The sequence below is a fragment of the Pseudoalteromonas sp. SWXJZ94C genome (assembly GCF_015864385.1).
Classification (GTDB): Bacteria; Pseudomonadota; Gammaproteobacteria; order Enterobacterales; family Alteromonadaceae; genus Pseudoalteromonas.
Genome location: NZ_JADYXF010000004.1, coordinates 44,649 through 68,461 on the forward strand (window position 1 = coordinate 44,649; position 23,813 = coordinate 68,461).

Annotated in this window: 23 protein-coding genes; 11 read left to right on the plus strand and 12 right to left on the minus strand. The window is 37.8% G+C overall.

Annotation, left to right across the window (positions count from 1 at the left end; genetic code table 11):
• Nucleotides 1–34: 34 nt before the first annotated feature.
• The gene (locus tag I6F65_RS02460; RefSeq protein WP_024612267.1) at nt 35–499 is read left to right on the plus strand and encodes a methylglyoxal synthase; all 465 of its coding nucleotides are present in this window, start codon (nt 35–37) and stop codon (nt 497–499) included.
• 18 nt (nt 500–517) lie between these two features.
• Here the strand turns inward: I6F65_RS02460 and yegD are convergent, their stop codons facing one another.
• From yegD to I6F65_RS02490, 6 genes are all read right to left on the minus strand, one after another.
• Complete coding sequence (gene yegD, locus I6F65_RS02465; protein ID WP_166109875.1) at nt 518–1,882, minus strand: molecular chaperone; 1,365 nt, start codon at nt 1,880–1,882, stop codon at nt 518–520.
• 62 nt (nt 1,883–1,944) lie between these two features.
• Entirely contained in the window at nt 1,945–2,787 is an 843-nt protein-coding gene (locus I6F65_RS02470; protein WP_197111412.1) for a DNA ligase, read from the minus strand.
• A gap of 33 nt (nt 2,788–2,820) precedes the next feature.
• Nucleotides 2,821–3,477, minus strand: a complete 657-nt coding sequence (locus I6F65_RS02475; RefSeq protein ID WP_166109869.1) for an HAD family phosphatase — start codon at nt 3,475–3,477, stop codon at nt 2,821–2,823.
• A 119-nt stretch (nt 3,478–3,596) separates the two neighbouring features.
• Nucleotides 3,597–3,896, minus strand: coding sequence for a hypothetical protein (locus I6F65_RS02480; protein ID WP_166109866.1), 300 nt, complete (start codon nt 3,894–3,896; stop codon nt 3,597–3,599).
• A 112-nt stretch (nt 3,897–4,008) separates the two neighbouring features.
• Entirely contained in the window at nt 4,009–6,276 is a 2,268-nt protein-coding gene (locus I6F65_RS02485) for a TonB-dependent receptor (protein WP_197111414.1), read from the minus strand.
• Between the two features lie 432 nt (nt 6,277–6,708).
• Nucleotides 6,709–7,572, minus strand: a complete 864-nt coding sequence (locus tag I6F65_RS02490) for a mechanosensitive ion channel family protein (RefSeq protein WP_197111416.1) — start codon at nt 7,570–7,572, stop codon at nt 6,709–6,711.
• Nucleotides 7,573–7,770: 198 nt separating this feature from the next.
• On the opposite strand from I6F65_RS02490, the gene I6F65_RS02495 reads away from it, so the two are divergent.
• The 5 genes from I6F65_RS02495 to I6F65_RS02515 all read left to right on the plus strand — a co-directional run bounded on the left by I6F65_RS02495 (nt 7,771) and on the right by I6F65_RS02515 (nt 13,525).
• Entirely contained in the window at nt 7,771–7,980 is a 210-nt protein-coding gene (locus tag I6F65_RS02495; RefSeq protein WP_024612261.1) for a hypothetical protein, read from the plus strand.
• 222 nt (nt 7,981–8,202) lie between these two features.
• A complete protein-coding gene (locus I6F65_RS02500; protein ID WP_024612260.1) occupies nt 8,203–10,338 on the plus strand; it encodes a M3 family metallopeptidase in 2,136 nt (711 codons plus the stop codon).
• Nucleotides 10,339–10,455: 117 nt separating this feature from the next.
• On the plus strand, nt 10,456–11,307 hold the full coding sequence (locus I6F65_RS02505; protein WP_166109857.1) for a carboxylate/amino acid/amine transporter: 852 nt from the start codon (nt 10,456–10,458) through the stop codon (nt 11,305–11,307).
• 69 nt (nt 11,308–11,376) lie between these two features.
• Nucleotides 11,377–12,708 (plus strand): glycerophosphodiester phosphodiesterase family protein, encoded by a 1,332-nt coding sequence (locus tag I6F65_RS02510; RefSeq protein ID WP_197111418.1) that lies wholly within the window; start codon nt 11,377–11,379, stop codon nt 12,706–12,708.
• An 82-nt stretch (nt 12,709–12,790) separates the two neighbouring features.
• Nucleotides 12,791–13,525 (plus strand): dienelactone hydrolase family protein, encoded by a 735-nt coding sequence (locus I6F65_RS02515; RefSeq protein WP_166109851.1) that lies wholly within the window; start codon nt 12,791–12,793, stop codon nt 13,523–13,525.
• A 43-nt stretch (nt 13,526–13,568) separates the two neighbouring features.
• On the opposite strand, the gene I6F65_RS02520 is transcribed toward I6F65_RS02515, so the two are convergent.
• Nucleotides 13,569–14,492: a LysR family transcriptional regulator gene (locus tag I6F65_RS02520; RefSeq protein WP_024612256.1), complete on the minus strand. Its 924-nt coding sequence runs from the start codon at nt 14,490–14,492 to the stop codon at nt 13,569–13,571.
• Nucleotides 14,493–14,649: 157 nt separating this feature from the next.
• On the opposite strand from I6F65_RS02520, the gene I6F65_RS02525 reads away from it, so the two are divergent.
• From I6F65_RS02525 to I6F65_RS02540, 4 genes are all read left to right on the plus strand, one after another.
• Nucleotides 14,650–15,333, plus strand: a complete 684-nt coding sequence (locus tag I6F65_RS02525; RefSeq protein WP_166109844.1) for a type 1 glutamine amidotransferase domain-containing protein — start codon at nt 14,650–14,652, stop codon at nt 15,331–15,333.
• A gap of 161 nt (nt 15,334–15,494) precedes the next feature.
• Nucleotides 15,495–16,076 carry a rhomboid family intramembrane serine protease gene (locus tag I6F65_RS02530; RefSeq protein ID WP_166109841.1) on the plus strand — a complete coding sequence of 194 codons (582 nt, stop codon included), beginning with the start codon at nt 15,495–15,497 and terminating at the stop codon, nt 16,074–16,076.
• 254 nt (nt 16,077–16,330) lie between these two features.
• Nucleotides 16,331–17,170: a glutathione-dependent disulfide-bond oxidoreductase gene (gene yghU / locus I6F65_RS02535; RefSeq protein WP_197111420.1), complete on the plus strand. Its 840-nt coding sequence runs from the start codon at nt 16,331–16,333 to the stop codon at nt 17,168–17,170.
• Nucleotides 17,171–17,534: 364 nt separating this feature from the next.
• Entirely contained in the window at nt 17,535–18,914 is a 1,380-nt protein-coding gene (locus tag I6F65_RS02540; RefSeq protein ID WP_197111422.1) for a VCBS repeat-containing protein, read from the plus strand.
• Nucleotides 18,915–19,039: 125 nt separating this feature from the next.
• Here I6F65_RS02540 and I6F65_RS02545 read toward each other — a convergent pair whose 3' ends face one another.
• Together I6F65_RS02545 and I6F65_RS02550 are read right to left on the minus strand one after the other, a co-directional pair.
• Complete coding sequence (locus I6F65_RS02545) at nt 19,040–19,492, minus strand: hypothetical protein (protein WP_024612251.1); 453 nt, start codon at nt 19,490–19,492, stop codon at nt 19,040–19,042.
• Nucleotides 19,493–19,504: 12 nt separating this feature from the next.
• A complete protein-coding gene (locus I6F65_RS02550) occupies nt 19,505–19,780 on the minus strand; it encodes an EF-hand domain-containing protein (protein ID WP_024612250.1) in 276 nt (91 codons plus the stop codon).
• 350 nt (nt 19,781–20,130) lie between these two features.
• Here I6F65_RS02550 and I6F65_RS02555 point away from each other — a divergent pair, with 350 nt between their 5' ends.
• The gene (locus I6F65_RS02555) at nt 20,131–20,988 is read left to right on the plus strand and encodes a PA4780 family RIO1-like protein kinase (RefSeq protein ID WP_024610940.1); all 858 of its coding nucleotides are present in this window, start codon (nt 20,131–20,133) and stop codon (nt 20,986–20,988) included.
• Nucleotides 20,989–21,060: 72 nt separating this feature from the next.
• Here I6F65_RS02555 and I6F65_RS02560 read toward each other — a convergent pair whose 3' ends face one another.
• The 3 genes from I6F65_RS02560 to I6F65_RS02570 form a co-directional block, all read right to left on the minus strand.
• Nucleotides 21,061–21,735 carry a response regulator gene (locus I6F65_RS02560; protein WP_197111424.1) on the minus strand — a complete coding sequence of 225 codons (675 nt, stop codon included), beginning with the start codon at nt 21,733–21,735 and terminating at the stop codon, nt 21,061–21,063.
• Nucleotides 21,736–21,828: 93 nt separating this feature from the next.
• A complete protein-coding gene (locus tag I6F65_RS02565) occupies nt 21,829–23,274 on the minus strand; it encodes an ATP-binding protein (protein ID WP_197111426.1) in 1,446 nt (481 codons plus the stop codon).
• Nucleotides 23,274–23,804, minus strand: coding sequence for a hypothetical protein (locus I6F65_RS02570; protein WP_024610943.1), 531 nt, complete (start codon nt 23,802–23,804; stop codon nt 23,274–23,276). The genes I6F65_RS02565 and I6F65_RS02570 overlap by 1 nt, the downstream gene beginning before the upstream one ends.
• Nucleotides 23,805–23,813: the final 9 nt, after the last annotated feature.

Genomic DNA, 23,813 nt, shown 5'->3' on the forward strand with positions numbered 1-23,813 from the left:
CAGAGTTTAGGTTAACTAATAAAAAAGAATCAGCATGGAACAAAAAAGACAATCTCTTCCCGCACAAAAAAATATCGCTTTAGTTGCTCACGATGGTAAAAAAGCAGCATTAAAACTATGGTGTGAAAAACACAAAAGCATTTTAAGTAAACATACTTTATATGGCACAGGTACTACGGGGCATTTAATCCAAAAAACCACGGGACTGGATGTAATTCAACTTTTAAGTGGTCCAATGGGCGGCGATCAACAACTAGGTGCTAAAATTGCAGAACATGAAATACATGTTTTAATATTTTTTTGGGACCCATTAGCATCGCAACCTCACGACCCTGATGTTAAAGCATTGCTGCGCCTAGCAGCTGTTTGGAATATTCCGGTGGCGTGTAATGAAGTCAGTGCAGATATGTTGTTAAGCTCACCGCTTATGGACGTAGAACTTGAACGTACATTGCCAGATTACGAAAAATACCTCGCAACCCGACAAATAGATCTTTAAACCTGAGTATCATTCAGGTTATTTATAAAGCATGCTGGCCCATTTAGTCAGGCCAGCAGTTACACTACCAAAGTGATCTCCGTTAACCATTTTTATATCACCTAAATGTTTACTCAACGCAGCTTTAATTAATGGTGATTGCGCGCTGCCACCGGTTAAATAAATAACATCTGGCGTTGTTGCAGCATCACTAATAGCTTGCTTGGCAAGCGTTACTATTTGGCTAATACTACTCTCTACTGCAACAGATAAATCATGCACTGATAAGTTTTTATAAAGGTCTGTATCTAAAAAGCTTAAATCACAGTTAAATTCGTTCGCTGACGAAAGTGCAATTTTTGCGGCTTCGCCTTGCTGTACTAACTGATGACCTTGTTTATTTTGCTGTAAATGTATTAAACGCTTATAAAGATCAGGTGCACTTACATCTCGTAATTGTGCGCTTAACTCACGAGCATGGTTTGCACTATAAAACTGACTTTGTAGATTTACGTCATTAATTTTACACGCTTGCCAAAATGCTTGGTTTGGTAATGGAAGCCCCGATTTAAACGTGCTACCTAAGCCCAACAGTGGCATTAATCCATGGTAGCTCAATGCAATATCTAAATCATTACCACCAACACGTTTACCACTGTGCGCTAAAAAGTCTGCATCGCGCTCACTGTTACCTCTAAAGCTTGGTCCCATTTGCACAAACGAGCAGTCACTCGTACCACCGCCTATATCTATAACGAGTACTTTTTGATTTTGTGTTAAATCACTTTCGTAATCTATACCAGCGGCTAGTGGTTCATATAAAAATGCCACATCTTTAAAACCAGCGCGTTTAGCTGCACGCTCTAAAATACCAACGGCTTGCTGATTTGACTGCTCACCACCAACAGCCTGAAAGTTAACCGGTCGACCAATCACAGTTTGCGTAAGAGATTGACCTAAAGAGTGCTCTGCACGTTGTTTTATTTTTAAGATCATCGCCGTAGCAATGTCTTCAAAAAAGTTAATTTGACCTTGCTTTAAACCAGTTGCGCCAAAAAATGATTTAGGGGACTTAACAAAATAACCTTCTTCAGGAAACTGCACATATTCGCTAATCGCTTCACGACCAATAAATAGGGTTTCGTCTGAAGGGTGTAAATCAAGATCTGATTTAATACGAGGAAGTGTATTTAAAAGCGCTTGGCGCTGAATTTTAAATTCATGTTCGTCAGCAGTGCCTTGTAAATGCTTAGCAACAAAGTCAACTACCAACGCACTGTGATGAGTGTAAAGCGTAGAAGGTAAGTAATGTTTTCCTTGCTCTAATGGCACTAATTGAACGTTGCCCTCGTTCATAACACCCATAGCACAATTAGAACTACCGTAATCAAAACCTACAAACATACTTCACCACGCATTACCAAAAAGGTCGCGTAATTTAGCACACTTTGTAAAAGTTTCAAACGCTATAAACCAGCCCTTACGCGTAAATAACTCGCAAAACGCGGTAATCCATTTTTTGTTGAGCCATGATATCGGTACGTAACGACACTTCCTATTGGAGGCGGGCTCCTTCTGTCATCATCATTAAACCCTGTACCAATTGAAAATATAACTCCCTCTGGTGTTTTTACTCTAAGCGCGCCAAGCATATCTTGATATTTTCCTTTCCCTGGTAAATATGCAATAACAACGGCTTCCGCATCTAAATATGGTTTCAACTTTAACAACTCATTACTACGTCCACTGGTATGTTTAGCGCTTGCAAGATGTAGCATTACACCCTCCCCACCTTGCTTGGTTATGCTCTCAAAGTAATCTGTTAATAACTGATTATTGATAAAACGATACTGCTTAACCGCTTTTATATGTGGCGAGTTTAAATTAGTAATAAGTTTATTGTAGTTTTCGTAGCGAATGCTAAAAGGAAGATCTGTATCGGGCATATCAAACACCTGATAAGTAACACTTTGCCAATCATGATTGTTCGGGATTTTAGTCCTTACAATACCACTGAGTGATGCAAAATCGTTTTGCTTAGTCCACAGCTCGCCATCTAGCCACACATTAGGTAGTACACCGGTAAACCAGCTTGGTGCATTAATAGTATTCCCTTTTCGGGTTACTAAGTGTGTACCTGTCCAAATAGCTCTAACACCATCAAACTTTTCACTAACCAAGTATTTGCTTACATCATGATGCTTAGTTTCATCATAAACTTTAGCTAATAATACGCTTGGTTGCGCAGCACTTAAAAGTTGCGAAAAAAAGAGTGTTGCAATTAAAACGATTAATTTTATAACAGGCATTTACGCATCCAAGCTAAACAAAAGTGTTTTAAACTATAGTTGAGATTGCACCCATTGCCAAAATTCATCCAAGTTGTTCATGCGATACGTAGCCTGACTAAAATCATGTTCTTGGGTGTGGCTATTAGCAATTGCCACCACACGTAAAAATGCATTATTTGCAGCTGTTACACCTGTAAATGTATCCTCTACTGCAATTGCATTATCAGCCACTGTATTTATCTGCTCAAGTGCTAGTAAATAAGGATCCCCAGCTGGTTTGGGATTAACTACATCATCTTTTGTTACAACGGTATCAAATAACTCATAAAAACCTAAACCTTTAAGAATCGGCAAAGCCTCGCTACGTGCACTGCCTGTTACTAAAGCAATTTTGAGCCCGCTATTTTTTACAGCTTTTAAGGTTTGCTCAGTAAATGGCATGAGTGGCGGTAAGTTTGTTTTTACATGTTCGCTAAACAAGCGATATTTTTCATCAGCTAAATAAGCAGCGCTAACAGACAAGTTATGCTCGTTCTTAATCTCAATAGCGGCTTCTAAAGTAGGACGACCTGAAAAGCGCTGACAAAATATATCTTCTGTATAGCTCACATTATATGGTGAAAGTACCTTATTCCAACACACAAAGTGCATAATTTCTGAGTCAACTAATGTGCCATCCATATCAAACAATACTGCTTCTAAAGTCATCCTCATTCCTTATTTAAACTAAATTTAAGTAACTTGATTATTGAATAATAAATATCTTAACCAACATTCAGATTAAGTAATAAAAAAGGCGCCTTAAGCACCTTTTTATTTAATTACAGTTATTCACTCAAACCTGCTGGTGGCTCGCCTGTGGCTTCTTCACCGGTTTCAACATCAACAAGCTCGTACCCACGAGCTTTGCGCATAACTTTAAGTACTGGCTTTTCAAACGCTGTTTTTAAACGTTCCGAGTCATCTTTTAACCCATCAAGCGTAGTACCAAAAGGTGCAGCGCCGGTTTCTGACCAGTTAGTTACTTTACCATTAAGGTTATATTCTACTTCGTGTATTTGATACTGCGCAGCTTCATCTTTAGTTGCTTCACAATAAATAACACGGTAATTCCAAAATCCAGCCATTTTCTTATCTCATTAAATTAATTAACGCTACTTTACCAGCTTTATAAAAACATAAAAGCCTGCGCAAGGCAGGCTTTTAAAATTAAATGTAATTTAAAGTTAAATTATCTTATTAGAAAAATCTAACTTTAAATTCAGCGCCTACGTAGCGTTCTTCGTTAACAATACCTGTATTGTTATTAAAATCTACAGCACCAATAACTTGTTGCTCGTCGAATAAGTTACGAACAAAAGCAGCTACTTCGTATTCGTAATCACCTTCAGACCATGTGTAACCGGTACGAAGACCCGTTTCAATAAGCTCTTTACCTTCAAATTCTACTGATTCGTAAAGGAACATATTGATTTTACTGCGGTAAGAAAGATCACCGCTAGCAAAGAAGTTACCATCAGCTAATTCTTTAGTGTAGCGAAGAGTAAAGTTAGAGATCCACTCAGGAGCATGCGGTAAACTGTTGCCATCAAGTACAGCAAGTCCTGAAGCATTAATAGGGTCAGTTACTGTACATTGTGCACAAACAGCTACGGCTAAATCGTTATCTTTAATTTCAGTCTTGTTGTAGCTTAAGTTAAATGTAGCATTAAACTCATCGCTCAATACCCACTGACTGTCTATTTCAAAGCCATAACCAGTTGTTTTATCAGCATTAACTAAACGGTTAAAGTTAGCACCACCACCAACAGCAGTAAGTTGCTGGTCGTCCATTGTGTAATAAAATACAGTTGCGTTAATACGACCTTGACCGTCTAGCACGTCTGATTTAATACCCGTTTCGTAAGAAGTAACTGTTTCTGATTCAGCAGTTGTTACATCATCACCAAACAAAATACGACCTTGTAAACTAGGAGCTCGGAAGCTATTTGCTACACGACCGTACCAGTTAACATCATCATTTACTTTATAGTTTGCAGATAAATCCCAGCTAACATGATCATCACTTACATCACGTTCTACAAGTAAAGCTCCGCCGCCAATTGGGCTAAGAGTACGGTTTGCTACAAAATCTTTATCGTCATCAGAATAACGAAGGCCAGCAGTTACTTTAAGCTTTTCAGTAAAAGTATAATCAACAGAGCCAAACACAGCCCAAGCAGTTGTATCTTGTTGTTGACGTACAAAACCATCTAACTCACCAGCAGGTGACGAAAATGTATTGTAGCTGTAGTTTTCAATTGTTAGCTCTTCATCAAAGTAAAATACACCAACTTGATAATTTAAATCACCATCGAAGTTACTAGATAAACGTAGCTCTTGCGTTAACTGGTCGTGATCTGGAATACCATCAGCACTTTCTGAAGCAAATGGGATAATACCTGGACCTTGAAAGTTACCGTCATCAATAAATGCTGCACCGTAACCGCCGTCGATATCAGCGCGAGAATATATTTCAGCACTTTCCCATGCAGAAATTGAAGTGATTGTGTGGTTTTTAAGTTCCCACTCAAGCTTTAAGCTTGCACCTTCAGATTCTACTTGTTGAGTAGAACGTGATGCTGCATCTTGAAAAACAACATCGTTTTCAAAGTTATCTACTAAATCATTGGTGCCAGTTTTAATTACGTTTGCACGAAACGCAATAGGCGAGCCATCTAAATCACGTGTGTGATAGTTTAATAGAGCAGTAAAATCATCGCCTTCGTATAAAAACTGAACGCGCGCTGCTTTTTCAGTGTAACCACCTTGCTCGTCTTTAGCTTCAAAGCCAGGAGCTTGGTTATCAATGTAATCGTCTTTATCTTGCCATAGTAATGAAACACGAGCAGATAAACGGTCAGTAAGAGCACCACCTACAGCGCCACTTGTATCAACAGCGCCACGGCTACCGTATGAAACAGAGCCATAGCCATCAAACTCTTGACTTGGTTTAACAGAATCAAACTTAACAAGACCAGCTGGCGTGTTACGACCAAATAAAGTTCCCTGTGGTCCACGTAATACTTCTACGCGTTCAACATCAAATACTGGGAAACCTTTTAAAATTGCATTTTCTTGAACTACTTCATCAACAACAAGTGATACAGGTTGTGATGCATTCAAATCGAAATCGGTATTACCTAAACCACGAACATAAAAGCGTGGGAATGAACGACCAAATGAAGACTCAATAGATAAACTTGGGATTTTCGCATTCAAAAAGCGAATATCCATACCTGCAGAGCTGTACGCGTCAAGGTTATCGCCTTGTAATGCAGATACTGCTACTGGTACTTCTTGAGCGTTTTCTACACGTTTACGAGCTGTTACCTGAATAACTTCTAGTTGGTTACTTTTTTTAGCGGCTTCTTCAGCAGCTAAAGAAGAAAATGAAGTACCTGCTACTGCAGAGAACAACGTTGCATTGATTAGGGTGGCTAACGTAGATCTTTTCATTGCTTTCATGTTGGGTTTAACCTTTTTTGTGCACTCTTGTTCAACGGTTTTTTGTGTTGCGCGACTTAATTCCTTGAAGGTAAGTTGCGGGCTCGTTCAATTTTTCGCGTCTTGCTATATGCTGCGCGGACCTTATTACCGAGAGTACAAAAACGATGTTATAAGGCTGAACGAACGATGAAGATTATACCACTGTGTGACAATTTTACTGCATAAAGATGTGCAAAAAAGTAAACTTTTTTGCAACATTTAACTACACGTTAGCCTATTTTTATACATTTTAAGGCATAAAACACCCAAACAGAGGACATATGTCCTTACCAAAAAAACACCTAATAAAGTAGCAACTTTAACTTTAATAACAAAAACCCAAAACAGAAACGCCCATAAAAACAAAAAGCCGCACGTGGCAGCTTTATTATTTTAAATAATTAATCGTTTTTATTTGGTGCGTTTAAATGCTATCTCGCCATCTATATGAATATCGCGCTGAGGAAAAGCAATAACAACATCATGTTTTTCAAATACAGCATAAATACTAAAGCGAATATCACTACGCACTTTTCTAAGCATTGTTTCAGACTCTGCACATACCCAAAAAATAGCATTAAATACAAGTGAGCTGTCAGCAAAGTCATCAAATAACACTGACGACTTTGGATTAGCTAATATAGATTCATGGTCATCAAGTACTTGTTGTATTAACTTTTTAACAAGTAATACGTCTGATCCATAGGCAACACCTACACTGACCGATGATCGGGCATTGCCATCAATTAATGTCCAGTTTGTTACTGTATTTTCTAGTAGTTGGCTGTTAGGTATAAGCATATGTACACCATCGTTTCGGCGAATGCGTGTTGAACGTGTATTTATTGTTTCTACCACACCTTTTGCATTACCTACTTCTAAAAAGTCACCTATACGTATTGGGCGCTCCCACATTAATATCCAGCCACTAATAAAGTTATTAATAATATTTTGCGCGCCAAAACCAACACCAATGGCAATAGCACCCGATACAAATGCAAATGCAGTAACGGGAATACTGAGCACTTCTAGTGAGGTGAAAACTAAAATAGCGATACTAATAATAAAATAAATACGCGTAAATAAATGCACGGCATCTTGGCTTAGTTTTTTTGCCAGCAAGGTTCTTTTTATTAACTTACCTATGCGCGTAACAACAAACCAAATGGCAAAGAGTATTAAAGGTATTTTAATAATTTTGGCTACGGTTATATGTATATCGCTGTAACTAAATACAACAAAGGCAAGAATTTGGTTTATTTGTTCTAACGTCATTTATTTTTCCAAACAAGCAAGGAGCGCTTTAAAATTAAATCGCTATAAGTGAAATAGGTTCAGTGTTAGGTAAGTTTAATCGTCATAATATAACTAAAACGCGAAGTTAATAAGTTCAATATGCATTTTATATACAATTTATTAACTAACTATTGCAACAAGTGCTATATATGTAGTTAAAGAGCACTGGAGGTTACTATGTCACAACTTACTTTAAATCAACGACTAGCCACTCTACAACCGCAGGTAGATCTAAATTTATTTGAGAGTAGCCTAGATTATCGCAACAGAATTTTATGCTTACTTGCCCAGCAAGAGCAAACATTAGCCACTATTAATAAAGAGTTTGGACAGCAGCAACCAACGAGCTTTGGCGCTGAAAAAAGATTTGTTCTTGGCTACAATTAAAATTCTCAATACACTAATTATTCCCTTTTTATATATCTAGAGTAGCTCAAAGGATGTTTTTAGAGCTACTTTTACCTACCTTAATGTTAATTATTAGCTAATTTGCGTTCAAATCCCCCTTAATACCGATAAACTTTATTGTATATAAATCAAAATTTGGTAAGTTAACTGGGTTTTTCGACTCGCAAAGCCTATTTCGGCTAATTTTCCTATGGAGTTATTATGCGTAAAACCCTGATCGCCACTACTATAGCTAGTGCACTAATACTATCGGCCTGTTCAACAACTGAAACAAAAGACACGGCAAAAGAGAGCGCAGCTCAAGTACAAGATATGAACGCAGACAATGTTTTATTTAAACCAAGCCCATTACAATACATGGCACCAGAGTTTGATAAATTTGGTACAAAAGATTACGAAGCAGCGTTTGATGCTGGTATTGCACAGCACACAGCACAAGTAAAAACGATTGCTAATAACCCTGCTCCTGCAACATTTGAAAACACATTAGTTAAAATGGAGTTGTCAGGGGAGCTATTAAATCGCGTATCGGCTGCTTTTTATAACTTATCTGGTTTAATTTCAGATGACGAATACCAACGTATAAGCAAAAAAATGGCACCTGTGTTATCTGCTCACTCAGATGATATTTACTTAAACGGTGAATTATTTAAGCGCGTACAAACAATTTACGACAACCAAGATAAATTGAACGCTGAAGATCAACGCCTAGTTGATTTTTACTACAAGCAGTTTGTAAACGCCGGTGCTAAATTAAACGACGCTGAAAAAGCTAAAATGCGTGAAATCAACTCAGAGCTAGCTCAGCTATCTACTGCGTTTTCACAAAACATTTTAAAATCGTTTAAAGAAGACGTCATTGTAGTTACTGATAAAAGCGAATTAGCGGGTCTTTCTGAAGGTGAAATTGCAGGACTTGCAGCTTCAGCTAAAAAAGCAGGCAAAGACGGCTACATGATTACTTTGGTAAATACAACGCAACAGCCAATTTTAAGCAGCCTTGAAAACCGCGATCTACGTGAGCGTATTTTTAAAGCATCTGCAAACCGTGCTGCAAAAACAAATGGTCCTATCATTATTAAAGAAACCAACTTACGCGCTCAAAAAGCAGAGCTTTTAGGTTATAAAGATTGGGCTTCTTATGTAATGACGTCGCGTATGGCGCAAACAACTGAAAACGTTTATGGCATCCTTGATGACCTTGCGCCAAAAGCAGTTGAAAAAGCAAAAGTAGAAGCAGCCGCTATCCAAAAAGTAATTAACGATTCAGGCGAAAGCTTTGAGCTTAAACCATGGGATTGGACTTTTTATGCTGAAAAAGTACGTGCAGAAAAGTACAACCTAGACCCAGCACTTGTTAAACCATACTTTGAAATGCAATCGGTTATTCACGATGGTTTATTTTTTGCGATGAACAAGCTGTACGGTATTACGTTTAAAGAACGTAAAGACCTGCCTGTTTATCATGAAGATGTAACAGCATACGAAGTATTTAACGCTGACGGCAGCGCTATTGGCTTATTTTATATGGACCCATATGCACGCGAAGGTAAGCGTGGCGGTGCATGGATGAGCGCATATGTTAGCGAAAGTGGTCTAAAAGGCACTAAGCCTGTTATTTACAATGCGCAAAACATTCCAAAACCTGCTGCAGGCGAGCCAACGTTAATGACGTTTGACGAAGTGTCTACAATGTTCCATGAATTTGGTCATGCTGCACACGGTTTATTCTCAGATGTTAAATACCCAAGCCTAGCGGGTACTGCAACGGCACGTGACTTTGTTGAGTTTCCGTCGCAAGCAAATGAAGATTGGATGATTGAACCAACGGTTCTTGCTAACTACGCAAAGCATTACAAAACAGGTGAGCCAATTCCAAAAGCTTTACTTAATAAAGTACTTGAATCGCAAAAATTCAATCAAGGTTACGGCACTACTGAGTATTTAGCTGCGGCATTACTTGATATGGAATGGCATTCATTTGGCTCTGATGAAAAAATTACTGACGTTCAAAAGTTTGAGCAAGACGCGCTAGAAAAACACGGTATTGCTTACTACCCTGTTCCACCGCGTTACAAATCAAACTTTTTTAGCCACACATTTGCTGGTGGTTATTCAGCTGGTTACTACGCGTACCTTTGGACTGAAGTGTTTGCAGCAGATGCCTTTGCGCATATGGAAAACAACGGCGGCTTAACACGTAAAAATGGTGATAAGTTCCGTAAAGAAATCCTATCAAAAGGTAACAGCCGCGACTTAATGCAAAGCTACATTGAGTTTAGAGGTCAAAAACCAACTACCGACGCACTACTTAAGCGCCGTGGTTTAGTTGAATAATTAATAACTTAGTTTATTAATTATTGCTTTATAAAAGCCCGCTTGCGGGCTTTTATTGTTTATACATTAATTTATAACAGATAAACTGCTGCCATTAATTATTTAAAGACGACGGCTATGCGGTACTTATTTGCAGTAACTTTACTTTGGGCATTTTCATTTAGTTTAATTGGCGTGTATTTAGCAGGTCAGGTTGATGCATGGTTTAGTGTGTTAATTCGCATAGCACTAGCAACTCTCGTATTTTTACCATTTTTAAAGTTTAAACAAACACCTAAACCTTTAGCCTTAAAGCTCATGCTGATTGGCGCTATACAACTTGGTGTTATGTATAGCTTTTACTACCACTCCTTTTTATTTTTAAGCGTCCCCGAAGTACTGTTATTTACAGTAATGACCCCTATTTACATTACTTTATTAAACGACGCGCTTGAAAAAAAATTCAATCCACGGTTTTTTATAGTTGCACTTATTGCTGTTTTTGGCGCAGTTGCAATTCGTTATGAGGACTTAAACAACAACTTTTTAATCGGCTTATTACTCGTACAGGCTGCCAATATTTGTTTTGCAACAGGGCAAGTTACTTACAAACGTTTAATGGTAAATAATACACTTGACGATAAAGCGATATTTGGTTGGTTTTTTATTGGGGCGTTAATTGTTGCTATTGTATGCTACGTTTTATTTGGTGATGCAAGCAAACTCCCAAGTACATCTACCCAGTGGGGCGTGCTTATTTATTTAGGTATTATTGCCTCTGGTCTTGGCTATTTTGCATGGAATAAAGGCGCAACGCTTGTAAATGTAGGTGCCTTGGCAGTCATGAATAACTTACTTATCCCAGCAGGTATTATTATTAATGTACTTATTTGGAACCGAGACGCTGACATAGTCAGGTTAAGTATTGGAGCTAGCATAATGTTAGGCGCCTTGTTAGTGAATCAAGTTATTAATAAAAAAGTAAATTAATACGTTTGTAGCTAAATTGTCATTAATAATCATTAAGGTAGTACAAATTTTACTTTTTAAGGATAAACAATGAAACGTATTACCTTACTTACAAGCTGTATATTGTTAGCCACACTTGCTGGCTGCGACGACGATGTAGAAATAGTAGAAAAAGAAGTGGTTGTTACCAGCACAGAAGTTGAGATTGTTGAAGTGCCTACGCCTATTATTGTAGAGGTACCAAGTGGTAGTGCGCCAGATATTCAACTAGGCACTCGTCCTTATTATTTAGTAGATGATATGAGCGACAGCAACTTAAAAACACAATTAGAATCTTGTAGTGAAGGTCCTTTTTACCGTACCGACTTTTCTATTGGTCATCGCGGTGCATCAATGCAATACCCTGAGCATACTAAAGAAGCCTATATTGCTGCAGCCAGAATGGGCGCAGGCATTGTTGAATGCGATGTTACATTTACAAACGATAAAGAACTAGTATGTCGTCACTCTCAATGCGACTTACACACCACAACTAATATTTTAGCCATTCCTGAGCTTGCAGCTAAATGCAGTGTGCCATTTACACCCGCAGACCCTACTAATGGTATTGCTGCGTCAGCTAAATGCTGTACCAGTGATATAAGCTTAGCGGAATTTTTAACCCTTAAAGGTAAAATGGATGGTGCAAACACCAATGCAACTACCGTTGCCGATTACATGGATGGTACACCAAATTGGCGCACTGATTTATATGCCACCAATGGCACATTAATGACCCATAAACAAAGCATTGCACTGTTTAATGGGATGGGGGTAAAAATGACCCCAGAACTTAAATCGCCACAAGTAAGCATGCCATTTGATGGAATGACGCAAGAGCAATATGCGCAAAAAATGCTAGACGAGTACACACAAATGGGCGTGCCAGCCTCAAAAGTTTATCCGCAATCGTTTAACCTTGATGACGTAAAATACTGGATTAACACTAACCCTGACTTTGCAGATAAAAGCGTATACCTAGATGGTCGCGACAGTGAAGCTGGGTTTGATCCAAGTAACCCACTAACATGGCAACCTGGTATGGATGAACTTGTGGCTGACGGCGTTAAAATTTTAGCCCCTCCAATTTGGATGATGCTAACAATAGATAACGAAAATAATATCGTGCCATCACAATACGCAATTGATGCAAAAGCAGCAGGTTTAGAGCTTATTGCATGGAGCCTTGAGCGCTCAGGTCCGCTTAATGAAGGCGGTGGATATTACTATCAATCTATTGCTGATGTTATAGATAACGATGGCGATATGATGACGGTCGTTGATGTGCTCGCAAAAGACGTAGGGGTAATGGCTATATTTTCAGATTGGCCGGCTACCGTAAGTTATTACGCTAGTTGTAATAAAATGCCTGCAAGTATTTAAATACTCGACAACAAAAGTCGTTTATTTTATCGCGCTCAGTTACCATATCATTATATATAATTTTATTTAACTGAGCGCTTTTATGATAATTCAACAACATAACGCAGACTTGCCAACACCTACAGGTTTAATGCGAACAACCATCTATCGCCCTCAGGCGCAAGGGCAATTCCCTGCTATTATTTTTTATTCTGAAATTTTTCAGCAAACTGCACCTATTGCTCGCAGCGCAGCTATTTTAGCAAGCCATGGTTTTGTAGTGTTCGTACCGGAAGTATTTCACGAGTTAAATCCTATGGGCACTGTGCTTGCTTACGACGATGCAGGTAAAGATAAAGGCAATGCAGATAAGTGGGCAAAACCACTTGAGCATCATGATAGCGACACGCAAGCCATTATCGACTTTATAAAGCAGCAGCATTACTGCACAGGTACAGTGGGCGCTATGGGCGTATGTATTGGCGGGCATTTAGCTTACAGAGCGGCGCTTAACCCTGAAATTAAAGCGGCTTTTTGCTTATACGCGACTGATATTCACAGCGACACATTACCGGCAAAATCAGGTAATAACTCATTTGAACGCATGGCTGATATACAAGGCGAAATTCACTTTATATGGGGTAAACAAGACCCGCATGTGCCACAAGAAGGTCGCACTAAAATATACCAGCAATGCGTAAGCACAGGCATTAATTACCAATGGCAAGAAGTTAATGCCCAGCATGCCTTTATGCGTGATGAAGGTGAGCGATACGATGCAGCCCTTGCAATTAATATGTATCAACAAGCGGTTGCATTATTTAGCCGTACTTTATAAGTGTTTTATAAATGCTTTATAAATGCTTTAAAAGCGAAAATAATTAAACGCTTTTCAGCATACCCAAGGCGGTATGCTGTTTTACAAAATATGCTTTTAAGTAATCAATAAATAACCGTAGCTTTTTAGAGCCTGCAGCTCCTGGCGGAAATACTCCGTACAGTTCAATATCTTTGCTTTTATAATCATCTAATATTATTTCAAGCAGCCCAGCTTGTACTTTAGGCCACGCATCGTAAAGCGGAATACGCCCAATGCCATGCCCCGCTTCTACAAAGGCAGTACGTGCAGCTGCGTTATTAGTACTTAACCCTCCTTGCATTATAATGTCGTGTTTTTTACCATCTTTTGAAAGTGTTAACGTTTTACTTCCTAGCTGATAAACCACCCATTGATGATCTGCCAATTCTAAAGGTGTTTTAGGTTTACCAAAATGTGTAAAGTAATCCGGCGCGCCACAAATACAAGTGCTCATTGTAGTAAGCTTGGTTGCTTGCAAGTTGGAGTCACTCAGTGCCACACCCCTAATTGCAAAATCGAACCCATTTTTAATAATATCAACCACATCGTCAGTAAGCTGTAAGTCTATTTGAATTTTAGGGTATTGGCGCTTAAACGTATTTATTGCGGGCACAATTAGCTGCATTCCCACATTTACAGGGCAGCTAATTTTAAGTAAACCTTGTGGCTCACTCTTTATATTTTCTATTTGCTGATTAGCTGCATTAGCTTGTTCGGTAATTATTCTACAGCGCTCATAATAAGCAATACCCGCTTCAGTCAGCGCCATTGTGCGAGTTGAGCGATTTAATAAAGTGACTTCAAGCTGGGTTTCTAACTTTTTTAAATGATAACTTGCTACGGCTCGCGTAAATCCTAACTGTTTAGCGGCAGCGGTTAAGCTGCCCTGCTCTACAATTTGCGCAAATACGACCATGCTCTTTAACTGCTCAAACGACACCTTCATATGTGCTCCGTAGCGTATTTTAAATTCAACCCCTCCATTGTATCAATTATTAAACCAATAAAGTTAAATTTATCATCGTTGTTTAAAGCTCTGTTAGTGCATATAGTAGTTGGTAAGCAAGATAAACTAATTCAAATCATCAGAAGGAATATATTCAATGTCTAAAAAAATACTTATGGTTCTTACATCTCACGCAGAACTCGGTAACACTGGCGAAAAAACAGGTTTTTGGGTAGAAGAATTTGCAGCCCCTTATTATGCATTTGTTGATGCAGGCGTTGAAGTAACATTAGCGTCTCCAGCTGGCGGTCAACCACCAATTGATCCGACAAGTACACTTTCTGATTTTCAAACAGATGCAACTAAACGTTACGACGCCGATAGCGCAGCACAAACACTTATGGCAAACACTAAAGTGTTGAGTGAAGTGAAATCTAGCGATTTTGACGCTGTATTTTACCCAGGCGGTCACGGTCCATTATGGGACCTAGTTGACAACACTGATTCAATTTCGCTTATCGAAAGCTTTATTAAAGAGCAAAAGCCTGTTGCTGCGGTATGCCATGCAAGTGCTGCATTTTTAAATGTTAAAGATACAGACGGCAATGCATTAGTAGCTGGTAAAAAAGTAACCGGCTTTACTAACTCTGAAGAAGCTGCAGTGCAACTTACCGATATCGTGCCATTTTTAGTTGAAGACGAACTAATTAAAAAAGGTGGTGATTATCAAAAAACTGACGACTGGGGCGTATTAGCACTAGAAGACGGTTTAGTTATTACAGGTCAAAACCCTGCAAGTTCTGAACTAGCAGCTAAAAAACTATTAACTAAGTTAGGTTAATAGCGATTATTTACCTGAATTTTAGGTAATAAATCTCTTAGCCAGAGTTCGAGTTAATTAGTAAAATTAGCACAGCTTTTATGCTGTGCTTTTTTAATTGCTTTTCATTACTAAGTACAATTCCTATACTGGCAACTCTTAAAGTCAACTAGGACGATTATATGGCAGCTAAGCCAACCACACAGTTATTACTAACCAGCACACGCTTTGCAATTTTTAGCGTTGTTACTATTTGTTTTGTTTTGCAGATAATTAATAGTCTTCCCGGCATTAATCTCAATGGCTTAGGTATTTATCCGCGTAGCATTCAAGGCTTAATTGGTATTTTATGTGCACCATTTTTACATGGCAGCTGGTGGCATTTTGCCAGCAATATGATTCCTTTTGTGGTGTTAAGCTGGCTAATTTGCCAGTACAGCGTAAAACGCTTTTATAACGTATTTATTTTTACAGCTTTAGTTGGTGGGCTGTTGGTGTGGATGTTTGGTCGCAGTAATATCCATGTTGGCTTAAGCGGTGTTATATATGGTTTATGGGGTTTTATACTGTGCTACGGCGTAGTTAGGCGTTCACTAAAATCCATTATTATTGCCGTGGTTGTAGCAGTCCTTTATAGCGGTTTTATTTGGGGTGTATTACCACAACGTTTTCATATTTCATTCGAAAGTCACTTGTTTGGTGCCTTAAGTGGATTATTTTTAGGCTACAAACTTGCAAAAGCCGACAAGCTAAAAGGTCGATAAATTAAATATTAAAAAACACCTTTAATTAAATTTTTATGACCACACTTATTACTTATATCAATAGCATTAAATAAGTGAGCTATTATAGCGCAAATAAAATAGCACAATAACAAGGCGAAAATTATTCATATAGTTGTGCTACATAAATAATTTTTAATGCAGTTAGTGAGTTATTTAATGCAATAGAATGCTCATGTTTTTAATAAAATTGGTATTATCGCATTTATATGTATTTCATCTAACAGAGGTTATTTATGAGTGATCAAAACGAATACACGCCCCCAAAAATATGGACGTGGGAAAGTGAAAGTGGTGGCAAATTTGCCAGTATTAATCGCCCAATTGCTGGCGCCACTCATGACAAAACCTTATCAATTGGCAAGCACGCATTTCAACTTTACTCTCTTGCAACGCCAAATGGTCAAAAAGCCACTATTATGTTTGAAGAGCTTCTTCAGCTTGGCTGCACCGATGCCGATTACGATGCGTACCTTATAAATATTGGTGATGGCGATCAATTTGGGTCTGACTTTGTAGATATTAATCCTAATTCAAAAATCCCTGCGTTAATGGATCATTCAACAACGCCACCTACTCGTATTTTTGAATCAGGTTCTATTTTGCAGTATTTAGCTGAAAAATTTGACGTACTTATACCTAAAGATCTAAAAGCTAAAACAGAATGCCGTAATTGGTTATTTTGGCAAATGGGTTCGGCTCCTTATTTAGGAGGGGGCTTTGGGCATTTTTATAGCTATGCACCAAGTAAAATGCAATACCCAATTGATCGCTTTACCATGGAAACAAAACGTCAGCTTGATGTGTTAAACCGTCATTTAAGCGAAAATGAATATATGGCTGGTGATGAATATTCAATTGCCGATATCGCTATTTGGCCGTGGTACGGATCGTTAGTTCTGGGTGCTTTATATGATGCTGCAGAGTTTTTAGATGTTGCCTCATACACTCACGTTGTACGTTGGGCTACACAAATATCAGAACGCCCTGCTGTAAAACGCGGTCGTCGCGTAAACCGCACATGGGGACCTGAAGAAGAGCAAATGGCTGAACGTCATAATGACAGCGACTTCTAAATAATAGCCATTATTTATTAAAGTTCAGGTTAAATAAAAATCAGCTGCAATGGCTGATTTTTTAATTTTATAAACCTTCATTTTAAAATGGGTCTGTAGCAATTAAATTAATTACCAATTTATAACGTAAATATACACTCCCAATAATAAGTTCAATTACAAAAAATACATACTCAACCCTAATAACTTTAGTGCTTTATTTAATTAATTGTTACAACCATGCGCTTAATTAAATTGACATTAAAAAACTGGTTAACACATAACCTTACAATTACTTACATTGGGTTAATATTTTATAGTGTAGGCTTAGCCGCATAAATCTAATTACAACCGATATTTTTACTATCGTATAAAAGGAATTTGAATGTTAAAGCCACTTCGTTATAGCTTACTTATTTTACTTGCTCCTATCGCGGTATCCGCACAAACAATGATAATAAAAACCACTAATGAATTAGTCACAACCGACTCTGCATTGGTGTTTGCCTACAATAAAAAACTAAAACAATTAGAGGCTGTTAACTTATTGACCGAGCAAAGCAATGAACTTATTTTACCAAGCAATGCCATTGGCTTTGACGTAGCAACACTTGCCAGCACTGACGATAAACAAGCTATTATTTTAACTAGCGATGGCGTTTATAAAACTAGCAGCGACAAAGCAATACTATTATTTAATTACAAATCAGTACTTAATGATTTGCACGTGGATAAGTTTGAGAAGATAAATTTTATTTTTGATGCTAATAACGATGGATTAAGTGATATTTTACTTCCCGACTTAAATCACTCTATTTTGTACACTCAAAATAAACAGGGTGAATTTACTGCTCACTCATTTGGAAAAAGAGCACTTTTTGATGGTGAATTTACAAACAATGGATTAACTCTCGAAGTAGATATTAATAACAAACCCACTATTATCGATTTTAATCACGATGGACTAAATGATTTAGTTTTTTTAAATAAAGACGGCGCCAATGTACTTTATGCCAAAGTAGATGGTTATGCTGAAACCATGACCGCTGTAAATTTTAATATTGAATTAGGCGAGCTAAATAGTGGTGAAACCCGAAAAATAAAAGAGCTTATTGATATTAATAATGATGGGTATCTCGACTTTATAACCAAGCAATATAAACCAGCACAAGGTATGGATTCACTCGATATAAAAATGGCATATAATTTATATCTGGGTAATAAAAATGGCTTTAGTAATACACCAATTAAGTTATTGGAAACAGAGGGACCGAGTGAGCTGTTATTAAAAACAGATTTTAATAACGATGGTTTAATTGATCTGCAAAAAATGGACTTAGATATAGGCTTTGGCACTATTGCCTCAATGGCTATGGGTGGCGGTAGTACTGATGTAGATATCGAAATGAATATTTATAAACAACAACCTGATGGCTCCTTTGCCAGCGAATCAAGTATTGAGCTCGACCTAGAAGTTGAAATAAGTATGGACGGCGGCAATATTGATCCCCCACTCTACTTAGGTGATATAAATGGTGATAATAAAATTGATGCTGTTTATAAATACAGCAAAAAAACACTGTATATTTATTATGGCGAGCAAGATTCACTGCTTAATAAAAAACGTAAAAAACTTAAGTTAGCATTACCTAAAAATAATAAAGATATTCTTCTGGTCGATATTAACCAAGATGGTAAAAAAGATTTCGTATTTAAATTTACCGAAGAAGACGGCACCAGCAAAATAGAAACACGCCTAAATTAACCATAAACGCATAATTTTAAGCTGTTCAAAATTTATACGCATTGGTATAAATAAAAAAGCCCTGCATTAAAAAATAATGCAGGGCTTTACACCTAAAACATAAATCAAACTCTTTTGATTTATAATTACGCTTTAACACTCAGTATTGAATCACCTTGCGATAAACCGAATTTTTCTTGGACTGCAGATAAAATAGAATCTTTATCTTCATCATTAAGCTGGCTTGAATACTGCTCTAAAAGCTCATCTAAATAACTAACAACATCATCGGTATTTACTTGCTCAAGTGAATTTTGCGGCGGCGGAGGTGGACGCTGACCTTCTGGTCGAGATGCATCACCAATACTTTTAGCATCAAATTCAAGCTCGCCCATTAACTCGGCTAGCTCTTTTGTGGGTGCAATACCTTGTTCTTCAAAAGCGGCTTGGATGCTTTGTGCATCGTCGCTTGTTAAGTTTTCAGGGTCAAATTCAGAAAGTGTTTCTTTTACAAAATCACTTTGTTCTGTTGTTAACTTTGCTGCTTGGCTGCTTTGTTGCGGCATATAGCTCGCAGAACCACTAATACTGTTAATCATTTTAGTATCCTTTCAGCGTTCGCGGCGAGGTGGTTTATGATCGCTTAGTTCTTGTTCAGTAATTTCACCGTTACCGTCTGAATCTATTTCGTCAAAAATAGTTTGCGCATCACCGTGTGGTGGCTTTTTAGCGCTAAATTCTTCAAAACTAATTACACCATCACCATCGGCATCAATAGTCGAAAAATCAGGCTTTGGAGGACGTTCACTGTCACTTTTTGCAGCAACATTTGCTGAAAAAGCAACCGATAATAATGTGATAACTGCAAGTGATGATAAATTTTTCATGGTCGTAACCTTCTGTTTAGTTAATAACTAAACATTACTCTTTAAAAATGCAAACAATGTGCAAATAATGAGGAAATAAAAAATAAATAATCTAATTTAAAACAATCTTACTTTTTTATTCGTATAGCCATGTATTATTTTGCTATTTGAATAGCATTGTTTTAACTTTATTACTTAAATCAATAATTTCATCTATTTATATATTTTAATAGATTTTATAAACTGCTCTAGTTGCATTACTGCCCTTAATCTTTAAAGCTGATATACTGCTTGAGCCAATTATATAAACACATACAGAGCATTTTCGATAAAATAATGATTAATAACCAATCCTACTTAGCAGGCAATCTGTGAAAATACCTAAACGCCTACAACCTCTCGTCGATGACGGTCTAATCGATGAAGTTATCAGCCGACTAATGAGCGGTAAAGAAGCCGATGTTTTTGTTGTTCGCAGTGGTGAACACATACGTTGTGCCAAAGTTTACAAAGATGCTGTTAAGCGCAGCTTTAAAAAAGCAGCACAATATCAAGAAGGCAGAAAAGTACGTGGCGGTCGTCAAGCACGTGCTATGGGTAAACGTTCGAGTTATGGTCGTCAATTAGAAGAAGAAATTTGGCAAAATGCCGAAGTTGATGCGTTATCTCGTTTAGCGAATGCCGGTGTACGTGTACCAGAAACATACGGTTGCATTGATGGTGTATTACTTATGGAGTTAGTGTCTGATGATGCTGGCGACGTAGCACCGCAACTTGGTCATGTAACACTAAGCGAACAAGAAGCTATTGAACAACATAAACTAATGATGCACTACATCATGCTTATGCTTTGCGCTGGTATTATCCACGGTGACTTATCAGAGTTTAATGTATTAGTGGACGATAAAGGTCCCGTTATTATAGATTTACCGCAAGCAGTTAATGCTTCAGCAAATAACAGCGCCGAAGCCATGTTTACGCGTGATGTAAATAATATGCGCCGCTATTACAGTGAATTTGCTCCAGAACTGCTGCAAACTCAATATGCTAAAGAAATGTGGTCATTATTTGAAGAAGCAAACTTAACGCCAAACTCTACTCTTACCGGCGAGTTTGAAGATGATAGTGAAGATGCTGATGTTGGTGCAATACTGGAAGAAATTCAAGCAGCAGCTGATGAAGAACAAGAACGATTAGCGCGCATTAGCGGCTCAGATGACGATGAGTAACTTAAGTTACTCATCATGCTTATGTAATTTAACTAAAATATAAGCTAATTTAAAACGCTTTGTTTTTATTCACTACCCTTGTGGATGAACAAAGCGATAACCCACACCATAAACCGATTGAATTACACTGTCGGTTTGAGTTAACTCATCAAGTTTTTTACGTAACTTTTTTATATGACTATCAATAGTGCGGTGGCTCACAATGCGCTGATCGGCGTACATTGTATCCATTAAACTGTCTCGCGAATAAATACGGTTTGGGTTATTAAACAAAGGTTTAAATAACTGAAATTCAAAGTTAGTAAGCTCAATACAGCTGGTTTTAAATTTTACAGTGTAGGTACTTTCGTCAAGTTGCATAACCGTTGCTTTTGGCTCTTCGCTATTGAGACGTCTTAAAATAGCTTTTACACGAGCCACCAGCTCGGCATAACTAAATGGTTTGCAAATATAATCATCTGCACCGAGCTCTAAGCCAAGCAAGCGATCAATTTCTTCTACCTTTGCCGATACCATAATAATAGGCACATTAGAAAACTGTCTAATTGCTTTACACAATTCAATACCACTTTGACCAGGTAACATTATATCGAGCAAAATTACGCTGGGTCTGTTAATTTCAAGCCAAGGTAATACTTCATTTCCGTGATGTATTTGATGAGTAACAAAATGATGGCTGCTTAAAAAGTCACTCATTAAGTTAGCCAGCTTTACTTCATCTTCTACAATCAGTATTTGTTCGCTCATAGAGTTCTCTGTTATTAGTAATCCAAACTTAGGATGAAAATACCATATCAAATAAAGTGCAAGTTACGTATTTTTTATATTAATCAACTAAAGCTAAATAGCTGGTAGCCTAATAATAATAGCAAGACCGCCTAAAGTGGCTTTTTCAGCGGCTATTTCACCTTTATGCCCTTTAACTATATGCTGGCAAATAGATAAACCTAAACCCGAACCACCCTCTTGGCGATTACGCGAGCTATCTACTCGATATAAATACTCAAACAAATGCGATAAATGAGACTGTTCTACACCTACGCCATTATCTTCAATTATAAGCTCTAAGTAGGTTTGCCCTTTAATGCTTATATTGTTAGCCGTTAATGAAATAGTGGTGCATTGTGCATAATGCACCGCGTTCATTAAAATATTATCAAGCAACTGTAAAAGCCGGGTTTTATCTGCTTGTACCGTTATATGCTTAGCGCTATTTAATAGGTAAATTTTAATATTGTGCTGCTCAAGTATAACCTGATATTTTTGCTCAATAGTATTTAATAATAAAGCCATATCAGTAGGTTGCATAGTGTAATGCATACCACCTAACTCTGCGCTATTAAGCATATGCAAATCATCAATCAAGCGTTTTAAATGTAATGCCTCGTCGTTAGCCGAGTTAATGTTTTTTGCATTAGGCTCACGTATGCCAAGTAACATAGCTTCAAGCTCACCGAGCAAAATACTCATTGGCGTTCTAAGCTCGTGAGAAATATTGGCAAGCCAGCGTTTACGCACTTGCTCGTCTTTAGCGAGTGTAAATGCAAGGATATTAAAATCTTCGCTTAATTGACCTAACTCGTCTTTTCGCTCAAGTGTAAGCTTAGTCTCATAATTACCTTGCGTTAAGCGATGCATACCGTTAGCAATTTGCTTTACTGGGCTAACTAAGTGGCGAGACAATAAAAAGGTAACTAGCAATGTAAGCAATACCGCAGCTAAAGCAATAAACCATAAGTAGTTAGTTTGCTGCTGTAAAAAATCAAGCTCATATCCATCAACTAAGCTGTCTCTTTTAGATACGGCTAAATAACCAACTGTTTTATCGCCAACTATAATTGCTGTTTTTATATAGTTTAAATCGCTGAGGTATCTACCCATTATTCGCTGTTTATTTTCATCAAGTAATGCGTAGTGAGCAATATTTTCAGGTGGTGGGCGGCTTCCCATTCCAAAGCCAATATGATCCGGCGGCGGTCGTCGCATCATTCGCCCACGAGGACCTGGACTTTCGGATAGCCTAGGTAAAAACTGGCTATTTTCTAGTTGTGATTCAACAAGCTCTCTAAAGTTTTCGTCATCGCCAACAACACGTTTCCATGAGGGGGTTTGTTCGTACTGTTTTGACAGCTGCGCAACAAGTGGTTCAAGCGCTTTTACTTCTTTTGCATTAACAAAATCAATTACGCCTTGCCCTATACTCCACTGTATAAGTACCACCAGCCCTGCAATAACACTAAAAGTAAAACTAAATAGTATTAAAAAAAGTTTATTATGAATCTTCATTAATGCGTGTTTTCAACCTTGCTAGGAAAGCTTTCAAAACGGTATGTTATAAACTCTTTGGTTTGATCGTTAACATACAATGTAGCAACTATTTTTTTGCCCTGAGCGGTCCAATACATATGACCATGATTATTTAAAGTAACCGATACGGTATTTATACCACTTTTAAATAAGTTAGCAGGTAAATGTAATGCATGTCCGTAAATTCGCTGTATTTTAACCCCATTAATATACAAATGAGCATGTCCTCGTAAAAAACCAGTGTCATCGTTTGTAGTAACGCTCATCATTTGTTGCATGTTCATTGCGCCCTCAGGAGGCACAGATAAATCATAGCGCTGCGTATCTAAAATTAAGTTATAACCCGACATACTATCTTTTAATAGTTTAAGGCTTAATGCCGGAATTGGCGTATCACTTGGCACTGCTATAGGCATATGGCTATGATCCATCATTTCCTGCTGCGCAAAGAGCTTAAAGCTCAATAGCGCAGCAGTAGTTAGGATCAATGCGTATTTAAAATAACGCATAGTAACTCC

Coding starts and splice junctions, on each gene's coding strand:
- I6F65_RS02560 (WP_197111424.1), bottom strand. CDS start 21,735: ATGAGCGAACAAATACTGATTGTAGAAGATGAAGTAAAGCTGGCTAAC.
- I6F65_RS02525 (WP_166109844.1), top strand. CDS start 14,650: ATGTCTAAAAAAATACTTATGGTTCTTACATCTCACGCAGAACTCGGT.
- I6F65_RS02500 (WP_024612260.1), top strand. CDS start 8,203: ATGCGTAAAACCCTGATCGCCACTACTATAGCTAGTGCACTAATACTA.
- yghU (WP_197111420.1), top strand. CDS start 16,331: ATGAGTGATCAAAACGAATACACGCCCCCAAAAATATGGACGTGGGAA.
- I6F65_RS02510 (WP_197111418.1), top strand. CDS start 11,377: ATGAAACGTATTACCTTACTTACAAGCTGTATATTGTTAGCCACACTT.
- I6F65_RS02485 (WP_197111414.1), bottom strand. CDS start 6,276: ATGAAAGCAATGAAAAGATCTACGTTAGCCACCCTAATCAATGCAACG.
- I6F65_RS02545 (WP_024612251.1), bottom strand. CDS start 19,492: ATGATTAACAGTATTAGTGGTTCTGCGAGCTATATGCCGCAACAAAGC.
- yegD (WP_166109875.1), bottom strand. CDS start 1,882: ATGTTTGTAGGTTTTGATTACGGTAGTTCTAATTGTGCTATGGGTGTT.
- I6F65_RS02470 (WP_197111412.1), bottom strand. CDS start 2,787: ATGCCTGTTATAAAATTAATCGTTTTAATTGCAACACTCTTTTTTTCG.
- I6F65_RS02490 (WP_197111416.1), bottom strand. CDS start 7,572: ATGACGTTAGAACAAATAAACCAAATTCTTGCCTTTGTTGTATTTAGT.
- I6F65_RS02520 (WP_024612256.1), bottom strand. CDS start 14,492: ATGAAGGTGTCGTTTGAGCAGTTAAAGAGCATGGTCGTATTTGCGCAA.
- I6F65_RS02495 (WP_024612261.1), top strand. CDS start 7,771: ATGTCACAACTTACTTTAAATCAACGACTAGCCACTCTACAACCGCAG.
- I6F65_RS02475 (WP_166109869.1), bottom strand. CDS start 3,477: ATGACTTTAGAAGCAGTATTGTTTGATATGGATGGCACATTAGTTGAC.
- I6F65_RS02550 (WP_024612250.1), bottom strand. CDS start 19,780: ATGAAAAATTTATCATCACTTGCAGTTATCACATTATTATCGGTTGCT.
- I6F65_RS02505 (WP_166109857.1), top strand. CDS start 10,456: ATGCGGTACTTATTTGCAGTAACTTTACTTTGGGCATTTTCATTTAGT.
- I6F65_RS02460 (WP_024612267.1), top strand. CDS start 35: ATGGAACAAAAAAGACAATCTCTTCCCGCACAAAAAAATATCGCTTTA.
- I6F65_RS02480 (WP_166109866.1), bottom strand. CDS start 3,896: ATGGCTGGATTTTGGAATTACCGTGTTATTTATTGTGAAGCAACTAAA.
- I6F65_RS02515 (WP_166109851.1), top strand. CDS start 12,791: ATGATAATTCAACAACATAACGCAGACTTGCCAACACCTACAGGTTTA.
- I6F65_RS02530 (WP_166109841.1), top strand. CDS start 15,495: ATGGCAGCTAAGCCAACCACACAGTTATTACTAACCAGCACACGCTTT.
- I6F65_RS02570 (WP_024610943.1), bottom strand. CDS start 23,804: ATGCGTTATTTTAAATACGCATTGATCCTAACTACTGCTGCGCTATTG.
- I6F65_RS02565 (WP_197111426.1), bottom strand. CDS start 23,274: ATGAAGATTCATAATAAACTTTTTTTAATACTATTTAGTTTTACTTTT.
- I6F65_RS02540 (WP_197111422.1), top strand. CDS start 17,535: ATGTTAAAGCCACTTCGTTATAGCTTACTTATTTTACTTGCTCCTATC.